The sequence below is a fragment of the Anaerobacillus alkalidiazotrophicus genome, assembly GCF_001866055.1.
Window position 1 is genome coordinate 106,888 of record NZ_MLQS01000030.1, and the last position, 25,389, is coordinate 132,276.

At 34.8% G+C, this 25,389-nt stretch carries 21 protein-coding genes; 18 read left to right on the forward strand and 3 right to left on the reverse strand.

What is annotated here, in order from left to right; genetic code table 11:
* Nucleotides 1-102: 102 nt before the first annotated feature.
* Nucleotides 103-1,452: a sodium-dependent transporter gene (locus tag BKP45_RS16655; protein WP_071389725.1), complete on the reverse strand. Its 1,350-nt coding sequence runs from the start codon at nt 1,450-1,452 to the stop codon at nt 103-105.
* A 182-nt stretch (nt 1,453-1,634) separates the two neighbouring features.
* The gene (locus BKP45_RS16660) at nt 1,635-3,161 is read right to left on the reverse strand and encodes an FAD-dependent oxidoreductase (protein ID WP_071389726.1); all 1,527 of its coding nucleotides are present in this window, start codon (nt 3,159-3,161) and stop codon (nt 1,635-1,637) included.
* A 481-nt stretch (nt 3,162-3,642) separates the two neighbouring features.
* On the opposite strand from BKP45_RS16660, the gene BKP45_RS16665 reads away from it, so the two are divergent.
* Entirely contained in the window at nt 3,643-4,881 is a 1,239-nt protein-coding gene (locus BKP45_RS16665) for a L,D-transpeptidase family protein (RefSeq protein WP_071389727.1), read from the forward strand.
* Between the two features lie 494 nt (nt 4,882-5,375).
* Here BKP45_RS16665 and BKP45_RS16670 read toward each other — a convergent pair whose 3' ends face one another.
* Entirely contained in the window at nt 5,376-6,365 is a 990-nt protein-coding gene (locus tag BKP45_RS16670) for a LacI family DNA-binding transcriptional regulator (protein WP_071389728.1), read from the reverse strand.
* Between the two features lie 583 nt (nt 6,366-6,948).
* Between BKP45_RS16670 and BKP45_RS16675 the strand changes: the two genes are divergently transcribed.
* The 17 genes from BKP45_RS16675 (at nt 6,949) to sat (ending at nt 25,243) form a co-directional block, all read left to right on the forward strand.
* Nucleotides 6,949-8,265: an ABC transporter substrate-binding protein gene (locus BKP45_RS16675; RefSeq protein WP_071389729.1), complete on the forward strand. Its 1,317-nt coding sequence runs from the start codon at nt 6,949-6,951 to the stop codon at nt 8,263-8,265.
* A 178-nt stretch (nt 8,266-8,443) separates the two neighbouring features.
* A complete protein-coding gene (locus tag BKP45_RS16680; protein ID WP_071389730.1) occupies nt 8,444-9,331 on the forward strand; it encodes a carbohydrate ABC transporter permease in 888 nt (295 codons plus the stop codon).
* Nucleotides 9,331-10,158 carry a carbohydrate ABC transporter permease gene (locus tag BKP45_RS16685; RefSeq protein WP_071389731.1) on the forward strand — a complete coding sequence of 276 codons (828 nt, stop codon included), beginning with the start codon at nt 9,331-9,333 and terminating at the stop codon, nt 10,156-10,158. Before BKP45_RS16680 ends, BKP45_RS16685 begins: the two co-directional genes overlap by 1 nt.
* Nucleotides 10,159-10,451: 293 nt before the next feature.
* A complete protein-coding gene (locus BKP45_RS16690) occupies nt 10,452-10,658 on the forward strand; it encodes a hypothetical protein (protein ID WP_071390741.1) in 207 nt (68 codons plus the stop codon).
* Between the two features lie 51 nt (nt 10,659-10,709).
* Entirely contained in the window at nt 10,710-10,988 is a 279-nt protein-coding gene (locus BKP45_RS16695) for a hypothetical protein (RefSeq protein WP_139193811.1), read from the forward strand.
* Nucleotides 10,989-11,141: 153 nt separating this feature from the next.
* Nucleotides 11,142-11,852, forward strand: a complete 711-nt coding sequence (locus BKP45_RS16700; RefSeq protein WP_071389734.1) for a glycerophosphodiester phosphodiesterase — start codon at nt 11,142-11,144, stop codon at nt 11,850-11,852.
* Nucleotides 11,853-12,221: 369 nt separating this feature from the next.
* Nucleotides 12,222-12,392, forward strand: coding sequence for a twin-arginine translocase TatA/TatE family subunit (locus BKP45_RS16705; protein ID WP_071389735.1), 171 nt, complete (start codon nt 12,222-12,224; stop codon nt 12,390-12,392).
* Between the two features lie 200 nt (nt 12,393-12,592).
* Nucleotides 12,593-15,148 (forward strand): molybdopterin-dependent oxidoreductase, encoded by a 2,556-nt coding sequence (locus BKP45_RS16710; protein ID WP_071389736.1) that lies wholly within the window; start codon nt 12,593-12,595, stop codon nt 15,146-15,148.
* 32 nt (nt 15,149-15,180) lie between these two features.
* Nucleotides 15,181-15,864, forward strand: a complete 684-nt coding sequence (locus tag BKP45_RS16715; protein ID WP_245747439.1) for a 4Fe-4S dicluster domain-containing protein — start codon at nt 15,181-15,183, stop codon at nt 15,862-15,864.
* 41 nt (nt 15,865-15,905) lie between these two features.
* Complete coding sequence (locus BKP45_RS16720; RefSeq protein ID WP_071389737.1) at nt 15,906-16,541, forward strand: TorD/DmsD family molecular chaperone; 636 nt, start codon at nt 15,906-15,908, stop codon at nt 16,539-16,541.
* Between the two features lie 26 nt (nt 16,542-16,567).
* Nucleotides 16,568-17,665, forward strand: coding sequence for a 4Fe-4S dicluster domain-containing protein (locus BKP45_RS16725; RefSeq protein ID WP_071389738.1), 1,098 nt, complete (start codon nt 16,568-16,570; stop codon nt 17,663-17,665).
* Nucleotides 17,666-17,704: 39 nt separating this feature from the next.
* Entirely contained in the window at nt 17,705-18,850 is a 1,146-nt protein-coding gene (nrfD, locus tag BKP45_RS16730) for an NrfD/PsrC family molybdoenzyme membrane anchor subunit (protein ID WP_071389739.1), read from the forward strand.
* A gap of 532 nt (nt 18,851-19,382) precedes the next feature.
* Complete coding sequence (locus BKP45_RS16735) at nt 19,383-20,279, forward strand: substrate-binding domain-containing protein (RefSeq protein WP_071389740.1); 897 nt, start codon at nt 19,383-19,385, stop codon at nt 20,277-20,279.
* Entirely contained in the window at nt 20,279-22,177 is a 1,899-nt protein-coding gene (locus BKP45_RS16740) for a sensor histidine kinase (protein ID WP_071389741.1), read from the forward strand. The genes BKP45_RS16735 and BKP45_RS16740 overlap by 1 nt, the downstream gene beginning before the upstream one ends.
* Entirely contained in the window at nt 22,152-22,808 is a 657-nt protein-coding gene (locus BKP45_RS16745) for a response regulator transcription factor (protein WP_084787843.1), read from the forward strand. The genes BKP45_RS16740 and BKP45_RS16745 overlap by 26 nt, the downstream gene beginning before the upstream one ends.
* A gap of 538 nt (nt 22,809-23,346) precedes the next feature.
* On the forward strand, nt 23,347-24,057 hold the full coding sequence (locus tag BKP45_RS16750; RefSeq protein ID WP_071389743.1) for a phosphoadenylyl-sulfate reductase: 711 nt from the start codon (nt 23,347-23,349) through the stop codon (nt 24,055-24,057).
* 31 nt (nt 24,058-24,088) lie between these two features.
* Nucleotides 24,089-25,243: a sulfate adenylyltransferase gene (gene sat / locus BKP45_RS16755; protein WP_071389744.1), complete on the forward strand. Its 1,155-nt coding sequence runs from the start codon at nt 24,089-24,091 to the stop codon at nt 25,241-25,243.
* Nucleotides 25,244-25,389: the final 146 nt, after the last annotated feature.

Here is a 25,389-nt window from a genome sequence, read left to right on the forward strand (position 1 = left end):
CAATCAGGCAAGCATCTGATTGGTTTTTATTAGAATAATCAGTATTTATAAATTTCTAACTTAGAAACTGTCTAGCTCCAGGCGCTTTTCTAGAGAACTTAATTAAAATACACCGATTGAAGCTAAAAATACTATGAAGATTGCGATAGGTGCAAAATACCTTAATATAAAGATCCAAGAATTACCTAGCAATGTATCACCAAAATCAGAAGCTTCAAGAGCATCTGATTTTTTCCAACCCCAACCAACGAATAAAGCGATTAATAACCCGCCAAGTGGGAGGAGAATATTTGATGCAATAAAGTCCATACTATCTAAAATACTAGCCCCAAAGAATGTAATATGTGACCAATTTCCTTGGCTTAGTGAAGAAGGTACTCCAATGATAAAGATAATTCCACCGATAATAATAGTAGTTTTTTGTCTTGTCCAGTTAAACTTACGAATGAAATATGCTACTGCAACTTCTAATAATGAGACGGACGACGAAAGAGCCGCTACTGCTAATAAGAAGAAGAAGACTCCGCCGAATAACGTACCATAAGCCATATTATCAAAAATACTAGGTAATGCGATAAAAACAAGACCTGGTCCTTCGTCAGGTTGAATCCCGAAAGCAAAGACTGCCGGGAAAATCATTAACCCTGCAATTAAAGCAAATACTGTATCTAAGGCTGCAACGCTAGCTGCGGCACCTGGTAACTTTTCTTTTTTAGATAAGTAACTCCCGTACGTAATTAAAGCTCCCATTCCTAAGCTTAAGGAGAAGAATGCTTGTCCAAGTGCTGCCAAGTAAACATTTGGGTCAGAAAGCTTGCTCCAGTCAGGTGTGAATAGAAATGAAAGAGCATCAGACGCACCACCTAATGTTAAACTATACCCAGCAAGTATAATAACAAGAATTGCTAATAGTGGCATTAAAATCTTATTAGTTTTCTCGATTCCTTTTTTTACTCCTACGTACACAATTCCGATAGTTAAAGCCATGAAAAGAAATTGCCATAATAGAGGTTGTAATGGATTTGTAATAAAATTAAGAAACACATCAACGTACTGAGCATCATTTTCAACTGTTATACCTCCAGTTAAATAATGAATGAAGTATCTAACTGTCCAACCTGCTATTACTCCATAGAAAGATAAAATGATAAATGCAGATGCAACACCCATAAAACCAGCAATTACCCAAGGTTTACCAGGCGCTATTTCTTCAAAAGAACCTACTACATCACTTTGAGCTCGTTTACCGATTGTAAACTCTGCCATAACAATTGGAATACCAATGAAAATAATGAAAAAGAAATATATAAGCAAAAATGCAGCTCCGCCATTTTCTCCTGTAACGTATGAAAACCTCCAAATATTTCCTAATCCAACTGCTGACCCCATTGCTGCCAAGATAAAACCTAACCTTGATCCCCACTGTTCACGGTTTGTGTCAATTTGACCCATGTTGTAAATTTCCTCCTTTAAACCGCTAAAATGTTTTTTTGCCATGTAATACTATATCATATTTATCTGATATTTCTATATTTTTTTATAATAAAATTATTTTTTTGAAATAACAAATTATGGACGTGTTCATACTATTGTTTAACAATGTAAAATATAGAAATAAACTCCAAATTGAAAATTTATAAAGTAGTACTGTTTTCGTTTACCTTTTTTAACGGTTGATCCGCTGGTCCTTCTATGACATTGCCATTGATAGAGAAACGCGAGCCGTGACAAGGACAATCCCAAGATTTTTCTCCTTCGTTCCATTCCACTTCACAACCTAAATGAGTACATGATGAATCTACAATGTGTAAATGTCCACTATCATCACGGTAAGCACCACACTTTTTACCATTTATAGTTACATGAGCTCCTTCCCCTTTTTTAACCTCTTTAGGATGCTTGTTTTTAATATCAATTTTGCCTTTGATAAATTGTAGAGTCACATCAGTATTATGTTGAACAAATGTCTTAATCGAAGGGTCACCCTTAAATCTTGATGGAGTAAAAAGAGCTTCGTACGGATGTCCTCCTTTGGTAATTAGATCACATAAAATCATTGCCGCGGCTGTTCCGTTTGTCATACCCCATTTGCGGTAGCCAGTAGCTATAAATATATTTTTATTATTTGATGTTATGGTTCCGATATAAGGAACTTTATCTAACGTATACAAATCTTGTGTAGACCAACGATATTCAATGTCGGTAACTCCAAGAATATTTTCGCCAAATGTAGCTAACGCTTCATAATGTCTCATAGTATTAACCCCATGACCCGTCTTATGACTTTCCCCACCAAGGAGAAGAAGGTTGTTCATACTTCGGACTGATCGTTTTGGAGTATCTAAACTTAAGTACATTCCACCTGGATAAGGTTGTTTATTTTTAAAAGCAACAACATAGGACCGTTCTGCGTACATTCTTGTAAAATAATACCCCCCAGCGTCATAAAAAGGATAGTGGGAACAAGAGATAATCTGTTTACTCGTAATTTTTCTACCATTACGAGTGATTACTTTTGGAGACACTCCTGTTTCTACATCGACAGCTGTTGTATGTTCAAAAATATTGCCACCTTTGTCGATAATCGATTGAACAAGAGGAAGTAAATATTTTAATGGGTGAAACTGCGCTTGTCCTTCCATTAAGATGGCTTTAATCATTGGTAAAGGAAGTGGTGTAGTTTCAACTAGCTTTCCTGTTATATTTAACTTTTCATATGCTTTTGCTTCTTTTTCTAACTTTTTAAGTTCACTTTTTGTATTCGTGTATATGTAGGCATTGTGTTCTTCGAGATTACAGTTTATATTTAGCGTTTGAATTGTATTTTTAATAAATGCCCGAGCTGCATCATTAGATTGGTAATACATTAACGCTTGTTCTACTCCGAAATGTTGGATTATTTCGTCATATATCAGTCCATGTTGTGCTGTTATTTTCGCAGTTGTATGTCCGGTTGTCCCAGATAAAATTCTGCCCGCATCAATTATTGTAACTTTTACCCCATTAAGACTAAGTAAATAGCCTGCTGTAATCCCTGTAATTCCTCCACCTACAATGGTAACATCTGTACTTATGTCCGTTTGTAAGCTTTGAAAATGTGGGATCTCTAAATCATTTTGCCAATATGGTTCTGGTACTTGAGGCCATTTGCAATTCGTCATGTTGTCACTCTCCAAAAATTAATCAATACGTCTATTTTTTCCAAAATAAATAAAATAATGTTATAAAATTCGAATCGATTTTATAGGGAATTTAAAATTAGGGGGGAATGACTTATAGTTTGTAAAAATTAATCTAGGCTTTCTTATTAGTTAATTGGAGGAAATCCAAAATTTACAAAACAGTATCAGTTGGAATGATGGATTTCAAATGATCTCCTGTTCTAAAGCATATTAAATCAATAAAAGTGGGAGAAAAACTAAAAATAATTTTAAGACAATAGTCCTTGCTAATTTAATAGATAAATAATGAATTAGTCATAGTTTTATGAAATAAGATAATCTCTAGTATTAGAGATTAAGGTGTATTTTATTGTTTTGTAAGTCCCATTTTGACAAAAACAAAAGAAATGGTAAGTGAAATATGAAATAATTGTTAAGATTTTGAAAAGTTTAAAAAGAGAAGGGAGAAGCCTAGGAGCCAATGCAAGATCAATTTAACCGAGGATATACTTCACGGAAAAAAAGAAAAAGACAAAAAAATAATTCATCCATTTTTCCTACTATTACTATAATTATTTCCGTTTACTTTTTAGGTGTGTATACAAGTGATTTAATCGCTTCAATAAAAGCAAACTATGAACCTTTAATTAAGCCAGTATTAATTCAAGAGAAAGATGAGAAAGGTGAAGACGTTTCTATAAGTCAAGATGACCATGTTCATACATATACTATTGAAGAAGCAACTCTTGATGAGTTAAATGAAATGAGTCTTGAAGCTTCCGTATTTCTAGAAAGTGTAAAAGATACACCACCTAAACAGAGTGTTGAAAATCAAAAAAATATTAATCACAGTGAAGAAAAAGAAACTGTCAATGCTACAGTTATTAAAACAGAAACAATACTAGAAACGAATAATAGGGAACCAAATTGTAATATCCAACCAGAAGAAGAAACACCTATAGTTAAACCAGTTGCTCAAAAGATAGTCAGTCACGTCGTCCAACCAAAAGAAACATTGTATAGTATTACGATGAAGTATTATTTAGATAGTAGTTATAAAACAAAGGTGGCAAGTTTTAATGGGATTACTAACCCTTCTACTGATATTCATGTTGGGATGAAGCTAGAGCTTCCTGACCCACTGATCTTCGCCTTTCATGAAGTGAAACAAGGAGAAACACTCTTTAGCATTACAATGCAGTATTACCAAGCATCTATATATCTTGATAGACTTGCTACGTATAATAGTATTATAGATCCAACAAAAGATGTAAAACATGGGTTAGTGTTATCAATTCCAAACTTTTCAGTTATAAAGGAGCCTTCCAAACCATCATACAGCATTTTAATTAATAAAGGTGAAAATACACTTATCGTTTACCAAGACAACAAACAAGTGAAGAGGTTTCAGGTTGCTACTGGAAAAAGTCCTTCTCTAACACCTGAAGGAACATTTAAAATTGTAAATAAAATTGAAAAACCTTGGTATATCACTAGTGACATTCCTGGTGGTGACCCAAATAACCCGTTAGGTAGCCACTGGCTTGGTTTAGATGTACCAGGTACGAATGGGTCTACATACGGTATTCATGGTACAAATAACCCAAATTCAGTAGGTAGTTATGTAAGTAAAGGCTGTATTCGTATGCATAATACCGATATTCAATGGCTTTATGATCATATACCAACTAATACAATCGTAATTATTGAAGGAAGTTAATTAGAAAAGCCCAAGCGCCTTGGTCACGAGCGATAGGCGCTGAAGCTAGACAGTTTCCAAGTTTAGAAATTTATCCCACTCTTAAGGGGCAAGTAAGACCCCCAGCACAAAACTTAAGAAAATCGAGAAGTTTAGGTGGGGGATAAACTGCCCTAAAGGTCCGATATAGAATAACTTTCATCAGTGAAGCTGATGATTAGTTATTCTTATGCCCGTGGTATAAGTTGAACTAACAATCAGTGGGGGATGAAGGAAAACCCCCACTGATTGAAGTTCAGCTTTATAAATTCTGGTTATATAAAAAAATCAATCTCTTAAACTTTAGAGATTGATTTTTTTAACATTTTAAATGCCAGTTTGTTAATCAAACTGATTTGAAACTTAAGGGGCATAGCCCCCCACCTCTAAGCGTAGCGTAGGTGGGAACTTCCATTCAGGTGGAGTTGAGATCCATCTGAATTTCCGATTTTCTAGTGAAGCTAGAACGAGTTCTCTCAAGTAGTATGTCCTTTAATAAGTTCGACATCAATAACAGTATTGTTGATCGTTTCTTCATCTTTGTTTTCGATCATATTCATAATAGTCGAACTTAATACTTTACCCAGTCGATTTGTTGGTTGGGAAATGGTTGTAAGCTTTGGTGTTTGCAACATTCTTGTGAAGCTATGATAGTCGTATCCAACTATTTTCAGTTGTTCAGGAACTTTTATGCCATTTTCAGTTGCGTAAAGATAAAGTGCATAAGCTACAATATCATTACTACAAAAAACACCATCGAATTTAGACAAGTCTTCAGAAATTTTATCAATAATTAAGTCAGTAAAATATTCAAAAGTCAAATTATCATTTGAGCCCTCAATAACCTCATAATGTACATTGTGCTTCATGCAACTAAGTTTAAAAGCGTCTGCACGGCGATTGGCTAGTAAATCTAGCTTTAATGGTCCAGAGATGTGTAACAGGTTTTTACAACCTAATTCAATTAAGTGTTCTGTAGCCAATTCTCCTCCTCGAAAGTTATCGCAAGCAACATAAGGAAATTGATTTGAAATTATGCGATCAAAAGTTACGATTGGAAAACTTACTTGCTTATAAGCATCCACATCTAACGTATGGCTGCACATAATAATTCCATCAACCCTGTTTTCACTTAGCATATTTAAGTAACGAGCTTCTTTTTTAGGTTGGTCTAGTGAATTACAAATGAGGATTTTATAATTTTTTTCATTTGCATACATCTCTACATATTTAATTAATTCTGAGAAAAACGGGTGATTCGAGTCAGGAACAATCATTCCTAATATATAGGACTGGCTTTTCTGAAGAGCTCTAGCAATTTGATTTGGAGAATAATTCATCTCCGCCATAGCTTCTTCAACTTTTTTTCTCGTTTCTTTACCGATATAACCACGATTATTTAATACACGTGAAACAGTAGTAACTGAAACGCCTGCTCGCTCTGCAACATCTTTTATATTAGCCACTAGTAAAATTCCTTTCTTTAAGTACATATTTCTCAATAAATTCGTATATTTTTTTATATAATCAGAATTTATAAATTTCTAACTTGGAAACTGTCTAGCTTCAGGCGCCATCGGCTCGACCACTTCAGCCCTTCTCTTTCGGTCAAAAACCGACCGAAACGAGTAGGTCTTCCAGTGTTTGTCGCCGATAGGCGGGCGCCTTGCGCTTTTCTTGTAAATAATGATGATAACTAATTAAAGTTATGTCAGTCTAACCGTTTACGGTTTTCGTGTAATTTAGAAATAAATGTAAGTATCTCTATTGTTACTATATTTAGTATAACAACCACATGAAAACCTTACTATAAATGATGTTAAAAAATCATGTTTTATTTTTCGAAAAAATAACTATTATTTTCCAAAAAAATACTTATTCTGAGAAAACTGATGAAAGATAATAACCAAAACTATGAAAACATGAAACTTTAACAAAAAAAATAAAAATATTTATGAAAACGTTTGACATATAAAACGCTTTCATAGTATTATAATAAATGAAACCGGTTCCAAAGTCCTAAAAAAAAATTCAAGGGGGATTACTTTAATGAAAAAACTTTTATCACTTTTAGTCGTAGTTGCACTTTTGGCATTAGCTGCTTGTGGTGGAAATGATGATGAACTATCAACACCAAACGATTCAGAAACTAAAGATAGTACAAGTAAAGCGGAAGAAATTTCAATCTTTTTGGGTAAACCAGAGATTGCACAAGAATTTGAAGCTGCTATTGCAGACTTTTCAAGTGAAACTGGTATAAAAGTAACCATTATTCCATTAGCTGGTGGAAACGCATACGAAAGAATGACATCGCTTTATTCTTCTGGTAATGCACCAACAATTATGATGTTAGCACAGGAATTTGATGTATTTAAAGATAGATTACTAGATTTATCTGATCAACCGTGGGTAGAAACAGTTCAAGAAGGTATGACGGACTTTGTAACTATTGATGGATCTGTATTCGGTCAACCGACTACAGTAGAAGCATTCGGTTTTATCTATAACAAAGCTATTCTTGATCAAGCTGTAAGTGGAGATTTTGATCCGACAACAGTTAGAACACATGATGACTTAAGAAGCTTATTAGAGCAATTAGATGCATTAGAAGGGGTTGATCCAATTCATGTATCACCAATGGATTGGTCATTAGGAGCTCATTTAACAAATCCTTTATTTGCATCACAATCAGCTGATCGTGATGAGCGCCATCAATTTATGCAAGATATGTTAGATGGTAACGTTTCTCTATCTGACAATGACGTATTTAATGGTTGGTTAACAACATTTGATTTAATAAAAGAATTTAATTCAAATAAAAATGCACCTTTAGCTGCTCAATATGATGATGGTGCATTAGCATTAGCAAACGGAAAAACAGGGTTATGGTTTATGGGTAACTGGGCTTATCCACAATTACATGAAATTGATCCTGAAGGGGAATTTGGGTTCCTACCTGTACCAGTAAGTAATGACTTATCTGAGTTTGGAAATAACGAAATTTCAGTTGGAGTACCTTCATATTGGGTAATCGATGCGTCACAATCTACAGAAGACCAACAAGAAGCTGCAAAGGAGTTTCTTAACTGGTTAGTAAGTACTGAAAGTGGGCAAGAGCATTATGTAAACGAATTTAAATTTATACCTGTTTTTGATAATTTCACAGTAAAACCAGAGGATTCACTATCACAATCAGTTTTAAGTTATATGGAAGGAAATGACACATTAGAATGGATGAACTCATATTATCCTGCTGATGGTTGGCCTTCAATGGGTGCTACATTGCAAAAGTACCTTTCGGATAATACTGATAAAGAAGGTTTAATTCAAGAATTTGAAGATTACTGGAAAAACGCTGGAGAATAAACGGTTTAATTGTGGGATGAGCAGAATACAGCTTATCCCACTACTATATTTTTTTGATCTGCTTGTCGTAAAGCATCTGGTAATCAGAGAACGGATGTTTTGCGATGAGCAAGTTGATCTCATCTTTTAGCTACAATTTAAATTTAGAAAACATATGAAGTAGATGGAGGTACCTAGAATGTATAATGAAAAAAAATTAGTAGATAAGTTAAAGGTAGTCGGTACGTTTGCTTTTATTCCCCTTTTTGCGTTCCTAGTTGTTATGATTTTTCCTTTACTACTAGGAGTTGCGATGACTTTTACTACTTGGACTGGCTTTTCGGGTTCATTATTAGAATTCAGAGGTTTTGAAAATTATGCGATAGCTTTTTCAGACTCAGGATTTTGGGACTCGATGAAAATTACGTTTAAATACGTAGTCTATACGTTAGTCTTAACTAATGTGATTGCTTTTGGGTTAGCGTTACTCGTAACAAGTGGAATGAAAGGGCAAAACTTTTTTAGAATGGGCTTTTTTACACCAAACTTAATTGGTGGTATTATTTTAGGTTTCATTTGGCAATTTATTTTTACAAGAGTTATCGTCCACTTCGGTGAAGCTACGGGGTTATCTATTTTTTCTTATTCATGGTTAGCTGTTCCAGAAAAAGCTTTTTGGACACTTGTAATTGTTGGAGTATGGCAAAGCTCAGGTTATATGATGTTGATTTACATTGCAGGATTAATGGGCATTAATAAATCGTTGCTTGAAGCTGCTGATTTAGATGGAGCTAATCCTTGGCAACAAATGTTGAAAATAAAAATTCCATTAATGATCCCAGCGTTCACGATAAGCTTATTCTTAACATTGCAACGTAGTTTCTTAGTTTATGATACGAATCTTTCGTTAACTAGTGGTGGTCCGTTTCGATCGACAGAATTAATTGCGATGCACGTATACAATGACGCATTTCTTTATCAAAATTTCGGTTCTGGTCAAGCGAAAGCATTTATTCTTTTCATTATCGTCGCAGCAATTGCCATTACTCAAGTTAGAATTATGAAGAAAATGGAGGTTGAAGCATAATGAAAAAGAGGAGAAAAATAAAATCAATCATTTTACTAACTCTTTCAGTTGTTCTATTTATCTTATATTTTTTCCCATTTGCCTTAGTTTTTATTAACTCATTTAAAGACCGTCTAGATATTGTTAGTAATCCGTTGGCACTACCGAAAGCACTATCATTTGAAAATTATATTTCTGCTTTTCAAACAATGAATTTTATGTCGGCATTATGGAATTCAATATTAATTACATTAATTTCGGTTTTATTAATCATTGTATTTGCTTCGATGCTTGCTTATTTTCTCGTGAGATGGAAATGGAAAATGAATGGTGTGATTTTGATGTTATTAGTAGCGTCGATGATAATTCCTTTCCAAGCTTTAATGATTCCTTTCGTATCGATTTATGGAAATTTAGGTTTGCTAAACAGTAAATGGATGTTAATGTTCTTTTATTTAGGCTTTGGATTAAGTTTAGCAACATTTATGTATCATGGATTCATGAAATCTATTCCAGTAGAGCTTGAAGAAGCTGCATTAATTGATGGTGCTTCAAGATTACAAGTTTTTTGGTTAGTTGTATTCCCAATGTTAAAGCCGATTACGGTAACAATTGTTATATTAGATGTCCTATGGATATGGAATGACTTCTTATTACCATCATTAGTGTTAGTTTCAGAAGGAAATCGAACAATTCCATTATCAACCTATTATTTCTTTGGACAATATACATCTAGTTTTGGGCCTGCCATGGCGGGACTTATCTTAGCAATGATACCGATCGTTATTTTCTTTATTATTCTGCAAAAACAAGTAATTAAAGGTGTTATCGATGGAGCAATAAAATAATAGGACAAAGTGGCACAATAAATAAAAAGAATTAATGAGAAGTTAAAGTTAGATTGTAATATTTTGTAGACCGAATTGAATAGAGGAAAAAAATGATGAGGGTACCTTTAGTTGTGTTTAAAGGTACCCTTAAAAATTTGTAATAATAAAGTTCTGTAGAAAAGTTCACGGGCTTTTCACGAAACGACTATTATATACTTGCAGGAATGGCTGTAGTATCTCTATAATAGTTTTAGAAAAAGTTATTTCAGTTTCATTATAATAAAAATATGATGTAATAAGGAGACAATTGAATGAAGAAAAAAATCTTAGCAGCTTTTTTTCTATTGCTTGTTGTAGTAATTGCTGGCTGTAATGGTGGCGAAGATACACAAGAAACAGAAACAGTAACGTTTAGTAAAGAAGCCTTCGATATTTCACTTTTAGATAATACGGAAAATTTTGTTAACATTAGCCCTGAAGGAAAAACAATTTATGCATACTTTACAGGAGTTGGCTGACAAATTTGCATCACTCAGCTAGTTGAGCTGAATAAATATAGTAATGATGAATTGCAAGGTGTAAAACTCTATGGGATCAGTTTATCGACGCCTGAAGAACATGCTTATTTACAGGAGGTATTTCCTCTTGACAATTTCGAGTTTTTGACGGATTACCAAGGTGAATTTGGTCAAAAATTTGGTTTTCTTGATTTAGATGGAAATCAGGTTGTTAGGTACGAAAGAGGTTATGTAGGTGTTAATCCTGAAACAGAAAACATGGTCGTGGAAATAGACTATTTAATTGGAGAGAAGATCAACGAAGTTTTGAAAAAAATGGAAGAATTATAAAAGTTAGAAGAAGCGGTAACGGTTAATGTTATCGCTTCTTATTATTATAGAAAGTATAAAATTTTTTTAGTGAAAAGCTAACTATCTGCCTGCAGCTCATTTTAGGGATCGAGAGTAAGGAGTTTGAGGCTTTTCTTATTAGAAGGAGGAAATATGAAACCAATTATGGCTCATAGAGGTTGGTCCAGCAGGGCACCTGAGAATACTTTAGCTGCAATTAAGTTGGCTATTGATGAAAAGTGGATCCAATCGATTGAATTAGATGTACAGCTAACCAAGGATGGCGTACCAGTCATGATTCATGATTTTCGCTTGGAAAGAACGACAAATGGAATTGGCTTTGTAAAAGATCTATCCTTAAAAGAACTTAAAAAGTTGGATGCTGGAACCTGGTATTCACCAAAGTATCAAGATGAAAAAATTCCTACTTTGGAAGAAGTACTTCAGCTTTGTAAAGGGAAGAAACGTTTAAATCTTGAATTAAAAACAGCAGGTAATATGTATAAAGGTTTGGCAAATAAAGTTGTTCAGTGCGTTCAAAATATGAACATGGATCTAGAAGTTGTGATAACGTCTTTTGATCATGAGGAAGTAAAAAGGGTAAGAGAGCTTACTTCATGTATTCAAACAGGTTTAATTATTGTAGGAAACCCTACCTTACTCAATGAACAGTTGGAGCATGTCGAAGCTAATACAATTTCTATCTCATTTCCCTTTTTAACGAAGCCTTTTGTAGATAGCCACCTAGCAAAAGGAAGGAAAATTGTTGCTTGGACGCCAAATTCAGCTCAAGAAATTGAATATGTTAAACGACTGTCAGGAAAAATAGAGGTTTGTACAGATTACCCGGAGAGAGCATTATGAAAAGACAGGGGATATATTTAGCTGGAAATTTGAAATGTTTGTGACTTTTACTCAATATCAATAGGAATCAAAGAAAATCCTTACACTTGCAAATGTTGTTTTAACAACATTTATGAGTGTAGGGATTTTTTTATTCACAATTACGTTTTTTCCCTACAAGGAGTATCTGTTTTTCTGATAGAGAAAAAAGTTCTAGATCATGCAAAATGAGATTATCAGAAAGGTGAGCACGACCTACCTAACCTTTTCCAAAGGATATAAAGTATAAGTTTATTTGTGCAATGTTTCACAGGTGGTTACGTAATATTGTACGTTATTCGCGTAGAGGGGAAAAGAAGGTAAATAATTAATATTAAGGAGGCGTTTCACATTTTAACGAACATCGGAATTCCAGGGTTGATATTGGTCTTAGTTATCGCACTAATCATTTTCGGTCCTAAAAAACTTCCAGAAATGGGTAGGGCAGTTGGTGACACTTTAAAAGAATTTAAGAAATCTACAAGAGAGTTAACTGCAGATGATATAGAGGAAAAGAAGTAAAGATAAAAATACAAAAAACTACTTTGGTATGTAACTACGATTGGTAAAAGACTAATAAATGACTACATTTATTAAAGAGTCTACAGTCAAATCTACTAAAGATTTATTACGCGCGCGTAAATCACTTATAAAAATAGATTTAAATAAAGCATAAGCTATGAAGTTAAAGACTTCTTTATGAATTAATGGAGGTGGTATTTGTGAAAGTTAATAGAAGGAATTTTATTAAATTATCAGCTGTAAGTGGTCTTTTTGTAGCAGGAGCAAGTCAAACAAAGCCTGCGTTGAATGCATTTACCAAAAATACTGAAGCTGCAGCTAAAAACGAACCACAAGGTGAATGGATTGCAAGTACTTGTCAAGGCTGTACAGCTTGGTGTGCGGTTCAAGTGTATCGTATTAATGGGCGAGCCACAAAAGTAAGAGGAAACCCAAATGCAAAAGCAAATCATGGACATTCCTGTGTTCGTTCACACCTTGCTCTTCAACAAGTGTATGATCCAGATCGTGTAAAACAACCGATGAAGAGAACGAATCCCAAAAAAGGTAGAGATGAAGATCCTGGTTTCATACCTATCTCTTGGGAAGAAGCAATGGATATAATCGCAGATAAAATCATGGATCTTCGTAAAAGAAATGAAACTCATAAGTTTTCAGTATGGCGCGGACGTTATACCGCACTTAACGGTATTCTTTACGGTAATATGCCAAAGATTATTGGTACACCAAATAATGTTTCTCACTCATCGATCTGTGCGGAAACAGAAAAACACGGCCGTTACTATACAGAAGCGTATTGGGGATATGCCGATTATGACCATGAAAATGCTTTTTACGAGTTAATGTGGGGAGCTGATCCAATTGCCTCAAACCGTCAAGTACCTCATACTGCAAGCTTATTTGGTAAATTAAAAGATCAAGCGAAAATAGCAGTAGTTGATCCAAGGTTATCAACTACTGCAGCCAAAGCAGATGAGTGGTTACCGGTTATCCCAGGTGAAGACGGAGCGTTAGCGATTGCGATTGCACACGTATTATTAACGGAAGAACTTTGGTATAAGCCATTTGTAGGAGATTTTAAAGATGGTGTAAATCGTTTCGAAGCGGGTCGAACTGTTGATAAAGAAGATTTTGAAGAAATCCAAACACACGGATTAGTCAAATGGTGGAACATCGCTCTGAAAGATGCAACTCCAGAATGGGCTGCTGAGCGCAGTGGAATTCCAGTAGAACAAATATATCGAGTGGCAAGAGACTTCGGTCGTGCCGCACCGAGAGCAATTTCTTTCATGTCACCCGGCTCGAATATGGTCGTTCGTGGTGGATATACTGCACAAGCAATGGCAGCTTTAAATGGATTAGTAGGATCAGCTGATAATGTTGGAGGAGTAATTTGTGGTGGCGAAAGCTGTCCAGTAAATAGTTTCCCAGACTTTGAGAAATATATAGATCCTATTGCTGCGAATGGTAATAGCATGCCACGTGCTGATTTTGGCGGAAGAAAATTAGAAATGCCAGCGATGAATGCAGGTAATTCTGGTGGGATCAAGCCAACAAATACAATAGCCGACTCAATATTAAACGAAGATCCATATAGTTTGGAAGTAGTGATGAGCTACTGGACGAATTTCAACTATAGTAATCAGGGGACAGAGCGTTGGGATGAGGCATTAGCTAAATTACCATTTATGGTACACATGACATTAAACCCAGCAGAGCAAACACACTTTGCCGATATTGTCTTGCCTGTACCACACCACATGTTTGAGCGTTTGAGTGCCGTTCGTGGAAGTAATGGTAATTTATACAGACATTGTCATATTCAAAATGAAATTATCGAGTCACCTTTTGACGTAAGAATTGATGAAACAGAGGTTCCGTGGATGCTAGGTGAAGCATTAGAAAGAAAAGGATTCTCTAACCTTATTGATTATTTCCGCAACGAGTTTGTGGATCCAGAAACGGGTAAAAAACCTACAAATGGAAAAGAATTTAATGAAATTGCAACAAAAATATATACTCAACCATTATGGGATCCAACAATTGAAAAACAAGGTGATGTCATTAACGGCTGGGAAGAGTATAAAAAGATTGGAACGTGGAACTCAATTCCTTATCGCTTCCGTCAAAAATGGAACGGTAACTGGGGAACTGAAACAGGACAGTTTGAATTCTATAGTGAGACATTAAAGAAAGCCTTAGAAGCCCATGCAGAAAGACATAATGTAAATGTAGATAAAGTGATGGAAGCAACAAATTATACCGCACGGGGAGAGTTAGCGTTTGTTCCTCACTACGAACCAGCCTACCGTGTTGGGGATGAAAATGAGTATCCACTTATTTTCTCTGATCACCGTTCAAAATTAAATCGTGAAGCTCGTTCAGCTAATACCTCATGGTATCAAGAATTTAAAGATGCTGATCCAGGGGATGAAGCATGGGACGATGTAGCGAAAATTAATCCAATTGATGCGAAAAAGTTTGGAATTGAAAATGGTGACATGATTAAGATTACTTCAGCAACAGGCTCAATCACTGTCAAAGCAAAGCTATGGGAAGGTACTCGTCCAGGTGTTGTAACGAAGTGTTACGGTCAAGGCCACTGGGCTTACGGTCATATCGCATCTCTAGATCGTAAAAAGCAAATTGCTCGTGGAGGAAACAATAACACAATTTTAGCACCTGTTCATGAAGCACTAAGCGGAAGTGGTGCAAGACATGGTGGCCAATCAAGAATTAAGATAGAAAAAGTTTAATAGATCGTTAAAAACGTACGGAGGTGACGGTTGTGGCTAAAAATTATGCAATGACAATTGACCTACAATCATGTATTGGTTGTGCAGCATGTTCAGTTGTATGTAAAAATGAAAACAATACAGAACCAGGCATGAATTGGTCTCATCACATTCATAATACTACGGGTAAATTTCCAAATGTAAAATATGAATATATTCCAACATTATGTAATCACTGTGAAAATGCGCCATGTGTGAAAGCTTGTCCGGTAAAAGCGATGTATAAAGACGAAAATGGCTTAACTTTACACAACGCGGATAAATGTATCGGTTGTAAAAGCTGTATGGCGTCCTGTCCTTATGGAGTTATCTGTTTTAATAAGAAAGATCCACACCAATATTGGAATGAAAAAGAAGCGTGGAGTGAATTATCAGCGACACCTGCTGAAATTAAAGAGAAAATTGGTACACCAATCCCTTATTATAATCCTGAGCGTGATTTTAATTATGAAGCCATTCGTTACCGTGGGATTGTTGAAAAATGTCAACTTTGTGATCATCGGCTAGATCGTGGTGAACAACCATATTGTGTTACTCGCTGTCCAGCAGAAGCGAGATATGTAGGAGATTTAAATGATCCAAACGATAAAATTCATGAACTATTAAGGCATGATCATAAAGGGTTACGAGAAGATCTTGGAACAAAACCAAAAGTATTTTACTTAAGAAGCTTCTAAAATAAACAAACTAACTAGAATAGTAGGGGAAGTGACTAAGTATGGGAGAGAAACTAGGAGTTTTTCAACATAAGGCAAACCTTTATAAAGTGTTGTCTGAATTATTTAACAAGCCGAATCAGGATTTGCAAGTGTTGTTCGAACCATTAAGAAATAGTCTACAAACTCTTTACCCTGACCTTGTCACAGACGGTAAAGAGCTAGAGAATGAGTTCAATAGAATATTTGAACAAGATGAAGAATTAACAACATTAGCAGTAGAACATGCAAAGTTGTTTATTGGACCTTTTGATGTACTTGCACCACCCTATAGCTCTATTTATCTAGAAAATGGACGTCAGCTTCAAGGGGAATCCACTACGTACGCTGAACAAATGTATCAAGAAGCTGGCATTGTCATGTCAAAGGACTTCAAGGATGTTCCTGATCACATTAAAGTGGAGCTTGAGTTTATTTATTACCTTTACTTTCAATATGTTCAAACGAATGAACTGTCATATTTAAACTTACTTACGAAGTTTATTCATACTCATTTAAGTAGGTGGATACTACCGTTTAAAGAACAAATAAACAAAAGAGGAAATCTAGATTTCTATAAAAAACTAGTAGATTTAACTGCTAAAGTAGTTATGTGTGAACGTGAAGAATTACATCCACAAACATCAATAAATAATTAATATTTTAGGAAAGGGGCGAACTACGAATGTGGAGTAAGTTTCTATTAAAGCGAATGGTTGATAAAAGTTTTGTTCGTCTAAGTGAAAGTCGCTGCCTGAGAAACCGCAATAAACATTCACAATGTTCTTTATGTGAAGAAGTTTGCCCCCAACCAGCTATAAATATTACAGATGGAAAGTTAACGCTTGATAGCTCTAAGTGTAGCAACTGTCGATTATGTATACATGTATGTCCGACAGAAGCGTTCAATTATGAATTTGAACAGCTCCATAAATATGAACAAAAAATTCAAAGCTGTGAAAGTGTTTGTTTCTCATGTGAAGAACAAGGTGACCCTAGTACAGATGTAATCCTACCGTGTGTCTCTTCGCTTAGACCTGAAATGTTAATGATAGGAACATTGTATGAAAAAGAGATACAAATTTTATGGAATGAGAAACGGTGTCTTTCCTGTAAGTCTAACTGGACCCACAAACGAGATTTAATTTGGATAAATGAATGGAATGGTAGTAATATTTCAGAATGTAATGTTGAGATCATCGATAATAAAGACGCAAGAATAGCTTCTAAACGGAAAGTATCAAGAAGAGAATTATTCTCTTTATCAAAAAATAAAACGAAAGATCAAGTAGCACATCTTGTTTTTGACTCTTTTGATCAGTCTAGTAATCTTAGAGATAAACTTTCGTTAACGGATCGAAGAAAATATTTATTATCTTGCCTAAAGGGAAAAAATAGTATAGGGAATATACCAGATAAGATTGCTAAAAAGCTGGGAATTGTAAAATTAGAAGTTACTAACAATTGCCAGTTGTGTCGGAAATGCTCTGCTACATGTCCAACTGGAGCGCTTAAATTAGAAGAAACAGAGGAAAAAACCTCGCTTATATTTCAAGCGCATTATTGCATCGATTGTGATATTTGTGAAAATGTCTGTTTAGAAATTCGTAAAAGCTCAATTAATTTTGAAGAAATCCGAAAAAGTACATTGCTTCACGAAACAAAATTAAATGAGTGTCCTGGATGTGGAGATAAAAAAATAGAAACAAAAACGTATTGTGAAGAGTGTAATGTAAAACAAGTGCGGAAAAGCATTCTTTATCAAAACGGGGAATTTGATTAATTGGCAATGTCCAATTAAATAATAAGGAGGGAACTAGCAATGACAGCCAAGCAATTGACAAAGGGGTTACCTGTCGTAATCCTTGCTAGTATTGTTCTAGCTATTGGGATATTTAGTATGGGAAACACAATCGTACAAGGTCAAGTAGTGTTTGGATCTACTGATCAAGTACCTTGGAACATTTTAATCGTAGCCTATGTATTTTTAGCTTTAGCTGCTAGCGGAATGTGTTTAGTATCAACATTCGGCCATGCATTAGGATTTAAAAGATTTGAGATTATTAGTAAAAGATCTCTGTATTTAGCTATTTCAGTTTTACTACCTGCTTTACTAGTCCTTGCCATGGATTTAGGAAGGTTGGACCGTGTGTTTTATTTTATTACTTCACCTAATCTACAAGCGCCAATGTGGTGGATGGGTGCAACTTATGGAATATATGTAGTTGTATTACTATTTGAATTTTTCTCGGTACAAACAGGGAACGAAAAAGCAGTTAAAGTAGCATCGTATATTACTCTTTGTGGAGCAGTTGCAGCGACAAGTATTTTAGGTGGGATCTTTGCTGTTGTTATTCAACGCCCACTTTGGTTTGGAGGAGCAACATCAGTTTATTTCGTACTCTCAGCGTTAATAACTGGAATTGCAACGTTATTAATTGCAACAGTATTAACATATAAAGTAGCTAAAGATGAGGTTAACTTTCAGTTACAAGAAGTATTAAGTTATTTAGGGAAAGCAATGGCTATTTTATTAGCTGTAGCTTTAGGTTTTCATGCATGGCGTTTAATCACATTGTTCTATGTAGGTTCAGAGAACTTTACTATGATCTTAAATGGAACCTATTCAGTTGCTTTTTGGGGTGTCGTCATTGCTTTAGGCTTAGTTATACCAATTTTTATGCTAATGAAGAATAGAACACCAGGAAAGTTAGTTTTAGCAGGACTTCTAGTTTTAGTAGGAATGTTTGTAGATAAATATATTATGGTTATCGGAGGGCAACTTGTGCAACCATACGGAGAAGTGGCTATCTACACTTCTACCTTTACAGAATGGGCAATCATTGCTGGTGGAATAGCAGCCGCAGTCCTCATTTACATGTTTGGAGTAAAGAAATTCTCCTTAGATGCTTACGGTCATGAAGATACGAAGGTTATCAGAAGTGCTAATCCATCTAAAATCGGATAACTTAGAAAGTAAAAATTTTCGAAAGGCTGTTGGTATTTGACCGACAGCTTTTTTTATAGTATCAGAATTTATAACTTTCTAACTTGGAAACTGTCTAGCTCCAGGCGCCATCGGCTCGATCACTTCAGACAAGCAACGGACTTCAATAACTACTTGAATAACGTCTCTGAATAGCTTCATGCAGCTTTGCTTCGAGGAAGCCTACTTCGAAGCAAAGCTGTCAGACGCAGAAGCACATAGATTTCGGTCAAAAACCGACCGCTACGAGCAGGTCTTCCAGTGTTTGTCGCCGATAGGCGGGCGCCTTGCGCTTTTCTTATGTTTTTACCATATGGATCTCAATGTATACAGTTTGAATAAAATGGTATTGCTTCCATTTGAAATCTAACCGTTTGGTGACAATTAAATAAAAAAAACTTTTTTAGTACATCAAAATGTATAATAGAATGATGAGATAAATATTAATCTTTAAATAAATTTAATTTTAAAAATAAGAATTCTAGGGGGGATTGTCATTAGACGGTTTTGGACGATGATCATTTTATCATTAATAATAGTAGTTGCTTGTAGTGAAAAACAAGAACTAACCTACGTTCCCCTTATCTCAACAGAAGAGGAGAATGACACTTCTCTTCTTGAAGAATCTGAGAATGTTATTCGTACAGCATTTGCTTCGGTTGTTTCCCCTGAAGAAACAAGATATAAGTATGATTTATTAATTAAATATTTGGAAGACCACCTCGAGCGACCAATACTGATTATTCAAAAACAAACGTACGATGAGGTTAATGAGCTATTAAAAAACGGAGAAGTTGATTTAGCGTTTATTTGTTCACTTTCCTACGTTATTGGCACTGAGGAAGGGTATATGGTTGATGTAGCAACTACTATTATTGACAATAGTGATACGTACAGATCCTATATTATTACTCATAAAAATAGTGGCTTAGAAACGTTGGCAGATTTAAAAGGAAAGCGTTTTGCTTTTGCTGATCCGTATTCTTATACAGGAAGGTTAGCAGCTTTAGAAATGATAGACCAAATGGGTTATACAGCTAACGATTTTTTTGAGGAGACATTTTATACGTACAGTCATGATTATTCAGTTAGTGCAGTAGCAAGGGGAGCTGTTGATGGTGCAGCGGTAGATAGTATTTTATTTGATATGTTACTAGATTTGGAGAATGAAGATGCAATGCAAATTCAAATTGTACAAAAAGGACCTTGGGCAGGGGCACCTCCAATTGTTGTGTCTCATAAAACGGATGAAAACTTAAAAACAGAAATTAAGGAACTAATTTTATCGCTTAATGAAAATCCACGTGGGCAACATATATTACAAGAATTGAAAATTCAGGAGTACGTTCCTATAAATCGAGAAAAGTATCAACCAATAAGAGATGCAATGAAGTTTATGGGTGAAGACTAATGTTGAGACATGTAAAGGTTCCGAGCTTTATGACAAGTTGCTCTATTCATGTGAAAATTTATGGAATGGTTTTTGCGATCATTTTTTTAATAACAATTATAAGTTTAATAGGAGTAAGGATCTCCATTACAGAAACGTTAACACAACAATTGGATGAAAGGGTTAAATCAATTGGAAGTGATGTAGCATCTAAAAGTAGTGACTTATTGCTTACCAATAATATATACGCCTTGCAAAAGTTAGTGAATGATACGATACAAAATAATAGGGATATTGAGTACGTATTTATTTTAAATGAAAACGGAAGGACGGTTGTTCATTCGTATGAGGATGTATATATAAGTACTGAATTACTTCATGTTAACGAAGTAGACAAAGATGATCTTCATAATTTGGTTATGTTCGACACTGAAAAAGGAATCATTCGAGATGTGGCTGTTCCGATTGTTAAAGGTTTTGGTGGTACAGCGAGGGTCGGTTTACGCAGTGATTCACTTGATCAAGCGCTTCAAGATGTCACACAGCAAATGTTTGTCACGATGTTAATTGTACTTATGCTCTCTTTATTAATTGTGTTAGGGCTCACAAGGGTTATAACTTATCCGATCACACAATTAGTAAATTTAACGAAACAAGTAGCGAAAGGTGATTTTTCATCACGCATTCATAACTTTTCAAATGATGAAATCGGTAAACTCACTCATTCATTTAATTCAATGTTAGAGAATTTAGAAAAGGCAAGAAACGAAAAAGAAAAATACTATAAAGAAGTGTTAACAAGAAACAGAGAATTAACATTATTAAATAACATCTCTGCAAATATAAAAACAGTTGAGGAATTAAGAAACGTTTTAGAAAAATTTGTAGAGAATTTAGTAAGTGAACTTTCCTTAAACAGTGCCTTAATTCAAATAAAAGTAGATAATGATTATGAAACGTTTTTTAATTCGAAAGAAAACTGTTTAGTAGAATTTGAATTACTTAATAAACAAGATAGCCATTGCCTTTGTACTAGTACCGAAAAAAAGGTTAATAATTCACTACCTCTTATTGTAAAGGAGCAAAATGTTGGGAAAATAGAAATATGTAGTTTAAAAGAGCTCGACCCTTACTCCGTAAAAATAATAAAATCTATTTGTAATCAATTATCTGTCACTATTGAAAATATACAACTATGGCAAGAACTTAGGAAGAAAGAAAAAGTTCGACAAATGCTCCTTGGAAAAGTAATGACGGTACAAGAAGAAGAACGGAAACGGATTGCACGAGAACTTCATGATGAGACGAGTCACTCTTTATCATCAATATTGTTAGGGTTAAAGGTATTGCAAGAGGTAGACGATGAAAATCAGAGACAGCGTGAAATTACGAAGCTAAGAAACTTGGCTCATCAAACAATTGAAGAAGTTCATGACTTAGCCTGGCAACTACGTCCGAGCATCTTGGATAAGTTTGGATTAAAAGTAGCTATTGAGCGCTACACTGATGAGTTTAAAAAGAAATATCCTGTAGAATTTGATTTGATTTTAAAGGGTATTGAGAAAGAAAGACTTAGACCGGAAGTGGAAACGGCTATATTTAGAGTTGTCCAAGAGTCGTTAACCAATATTTTGAAATATGCAAATGCAACATCTGTTAGTGTCATTATTATGAAGAATGGCCAGATGATTTCTGTGATCATTGAGGATGATGGTATAGGTTTTCAAGTAGAAGAAGTGTTAAATAAAGATCCTTCAAAATATAATTTAGGGATTAGAGGGATGCAAGAAAGAGTTTCGTTATTAGGTGGAACGTTTAATATTGAATCTGAAATTGATGAAGGGACTGCTGTCATGGTGAAAATCTCATTAAAAGATGGAGGAGGAGAACTTCTTGACAATCAAAATCATGCTAGCTGATGATCACCCAGTTTTTCGCTCAGGTTTAAAAAATATAATTTTAACAGAGAAAGATTTTGAAATTGTAGCGGAAGCCGAAAATGGAAATATTGCTATTGAGAAGGCAGAAAAATATACACCTGACATTATAATCATGGATATAAATATGCCCCAAAAAGATGGAATTGAAGCGACGAAAATAATAAAAGAAAAAGTTCCAGATACAAAGATACTAATCCTAACGATGTATTCTGACGAGGCCTATTTAAAAGAAGGATTAAATGCAGGAGCATCAGGGTATGTTTTGAAGAGAGCTGTTGATACGGAGTTAATTGCTGCTGTTCAGACGGTATTAAGTGGAGAGCACTATATATATCCTACATTAATCCCTAGTTTATATGCTAAACCTAATGAAAGTGAACAAGAAAGTGAAGTAGGATCAGAAGTTGACTTATTGAGTCCAAGAGAGAGAGAAGTATTAAAATATATCGCTCTTGGTTATACACAAAAAGAAATATCTACGGAATTATTTATTAGTATTAAAACCGTAGATACGTATAAGGCAAGAATAATGGAAAAAATAGGCGCAAAGAAAAAATCAAATTTAGTTAGATATGCACTAAAGCATGGGATTATATCTAGTAAAGATTAATAATGTTGGCAGTTTTTTAATGTAAAATACATTGGAAAACTGCTTTTTTTGAGGGAATGAATTTAATGTTGTGAGTGATTTTGCTACTTTTTGCAGTCAAAGTTGGATTTGTGCAAGTAGGAGGGTGAACTCTCGTAAGTGAAACTTTAAAATGAAAAGTGAAAGGATCAACCCAACAAGAAAACCGTCAGTAAATGCCTCCTTTTAGACCTACTATTTCCACATTATCTTCATCAACTATAAAAAAATTCCTTTTTCATCCTTTCATCCCCTTGACAAAAGTCAGAAATTTTCTTAAAATCTTATTAAGTAATTAAACATATGAAAATACTCGGAATTAAAAACTTGGAATTGAGCTGACTAGACAAACTAGAGGTGACATTAAGTTTCTAAAGGGAACTTTGTGTCGCCTTTTTAAAAAAGTAATAACAAACAATTAGGTTTACGTAGAAACAGTTATCAATCAACTATCATTAATGAATTAAAGCGCATGAAAAATTTATGAACTGTAAAAATTTGAACGTGAGGGGGAAGCTCAATGGCGAAACTGTCCTACAAAACAGTGACAGACGATGAGTTGAAGAATTTAAATGAACAGCTTGCCAAAAAGGATGCTATCGATATTTTAAAATGGGCATATAATCACTTTGGTGACGATATTGTTTATGCATGTAGCTTTGGTGCAGAGGGAATTGTACTTATTGATTTAATTAGTAAAGTAAATAAAAATGCTACCATCGTATTCTTAGATACTGAGTTACATTTTGAAGAAACATACGCACTTATTGAAAAAGTAAAAGCAAAATATCCAACATTAAACATTGAATTAAAGAAGCCTGAGCTTACAGTAGCAGAACAAAATGAACAATATGGAAATGAACTGTGGAAAACGAGTCCTGATCAATGCTGTAAAGTTAGAAAGTTAAAACCTTTAGAAGAGGAATTATCTAAATACCAAGCATGGATATCGGGATTAAGAAGAGAGCAGTCGGAAACTAGAGCACATGTCCAATTCGTAAACCACGATAATCGCTTTCAATCTATAAAAGTATGTCCTCTCATTCATTGGTCTTGGGATGAGATTTGGATGTATATTAAATTACATCAACTTCCATATAATGAGCTTCATGATCAAAATTATCCGAGTATTGGCTGTGCAAACTGTACGCTCCCAGTAGCCGATGGGGGAGATACACGTGAGGGTCGCTGGGCTAATTCTGGTAAGGTAGAATGTGGGCTTCATCAATAAAGTAAGTAATATTTTTTAGGAGGAGTTAATAATGAGTTTAAGTATTCCACACGGTGGTTCTTTAGTAAATCGTTTTAATAGTCAATATGATTTTTCACATATAAAAGCTGAGGTAGAGTTAGATGATTTTGCCTTATCAGATTTAAAGTTAATTGCTAATGGTGCATTTAGTCCTCTTACAGGATTTTTAGGAGAAGCAGATTATGAGAGAGTCGTTAATGAAATGCGTTTAGCGGATGGTACGGTTTGGAGCATTCCAATTACCCTCCCTGTAACAAAAGAAAAAGCAGATCAACTAACAATTGGCGAAGAAGTAAAACTTACAGTTAACGGAACAGTTTATGGTGTACTAGAGCTTAAAGAAGTTTATGTACCAAACAAAACAGAAGAAGCAGCGAACGTATACAAGACGACAGACCTTGCTCATCCTGGTGTAGCAAAACTTTTTGCTCGTCCGGATGTGTATATTGCTGGTCCTATTACTCTAGTGAAAAAGATTGAAGCAGATAGATTTCAAGAGTTTTATCTTGATCCAGTTGAGACGAGAGAAAAGTTTACTAGTTTAGGATGGAATACAGTTGTAGGTTTCCAAACTCGTAATCCAGTTCATCGCGCTCATGAATATATTCAAAAGTCAGCTTTAGAAATTGTCGATGGCTTATTTTTAAATCCATTAGTTGGAGAAACAAAGTCTGATGATATTCCTGCTGATGTGAGAATGGAAAGCTATCAAGTGTTACTTAAAAACTATTATCCAGAAAACCGAGTTTTCTTAGCAGTTTTCCCTGCAGCGATGCGCTATGCTGGACCAAGGGAAGCTATCTTCCATGCCATGGTTCGTAAAAACTATGGATGTACTCATTTTATTGTTGGGCGTGACCATGCTGGTGTTGGTGACTATTATGGAACGTATGATGCTCAATTAATTTTCCGTAATTTCACTGAAAAAGAGCTAGGTATTACACCACTTTTCTTTGAACATAGTTTTTATTGCAAAAAGTGTGGGAACATGGCAAGTACAAAGACGTGCCCACATGGTAAGGAAGATCGAGTTATCTTATCTGGTACAAAAGTACGTCAAATGCTTAGTAATGGGGAGGTTCCACCTCCAGAATTTAGTAGAAAAGAAGTTGTTGAAGTATTGATTAATGGTCTAGCCGGAAAAGTAGCACAGCTAACAAAATAGTTTATGGGCAATGTAGTAGAAGAAGTTTGATTGAGCGAATAAGACAGTCACCTAAGTATAAATGGTATTCACTTAGGTGACTGACAATTGTAGCCAGCTGACAAAGAAGTTTGCCGTTTATCAATTGCCAAAACACGTTACAATTT

Bases quoted from the DNA above. Each gene is read 5' to 3' on its own strand.
- BKP45_RS16655 (WP_071389725.1), bottom strand. From the start codon at position 1,452: ATGGGTCAAATTGACACAAACCGTGAACAGTGGGGATCAAGGTTAGGT.
- BKP45_RS16660 (WP_071389726.1), bottom strand. From the start codon at position 3,161: ATGACGAATTGCAAATGGCCTCAAGTACCAGAACCATATTGGCAAAAT.
- BKP45_RS16665 (WP_071389727.1), top strand. From the start codon at position 3,643: ATGCAAGATCAATTTAACCGAGGATATACTTCACGGAAAAAAAGAAAA.
- BKP45_RS16675 (WP_071389729.1), top strand. From the start codon at position 6,949: ATGAAAAAACTTTTATCACTTTTAGTCGTAGTTGCACTTTTGGCATTA.
- BKP45_RS16680 (WP_071389730.1), top strand. From the start codon at position 8,444: ATGTATAATGAAAAAAAATTAGTAGATAAGTTAAAGGTAGTCGGTACG.
- BKP45_RS16685 (WP_071389731.1), top strand. From the start codon at position 9,331: ATGAAAAAGAGGAGAAAAATAAAATCAATCATTTTACTAACTCTTTCA.
- BKP45_RS16690 (WP_071390741.1), top strand. From the start codon at position 10,452: ATGAAGAAAAAAATCTTAGCAGCTTTTTTTCTATTGCTTGTTGTAGTA.
- BKP45_RS16700 (WP_071389734.1), top strand. From the start codon at position 11,142: ATGAAACCAATTATGGCTCATAGAGGTTGGTCCAGCAGGGCACCTGAG.
- BKP45_RS16720 (WP_071389737.1), top strand. From the start codon at position 15,906: ATGGGAGAGAAACTAGGAGTTTTTCAACATAAGGCAAACCTTTATAAA.
- BKP45_RS16725 (WP_071389738.1), top strand. From the start codon at position 16,568: ATGTGGAGTAAGTTTCTATTAAAGCGAATGGTTGATAAAAGTTTTGTT.
- nrfD (WP_071389739.1), top strand. From the start codon at position 17,705: ATGACAGCCAAGCAATTGACAAAGGGGTTACCTGTCGTAATCCTTGCT.
- BKP45_RS16735 (WP_071389740.1), top strand. From the start codon at position 19,383: ATGATCATTTTATCATTAATAATAGTAGTTGCTTGTAGTGAAAAACAA.
- BKP45_RS16740 (WP_071389741.1), top strand. From the start codon at position 20,279: ATGTTGAGACATGTAAAGGTTCCGAGCTTTATGACAAGTTGCTCTATT.
- BKP45_RS16750 (WP_071389743.1), top strand. From the start codon at position 23,347: ATGGCGAAACTGTCCTACAAAACAGTGACAGACGATGAGTTGAAGAAT.
- sat (WP_071389744.1), top strand. From the start codon at position 24,089: ATGAGTTTAAGTATTCCACACGGTGGTTCTTTAGTAAATCGTTTTAAT.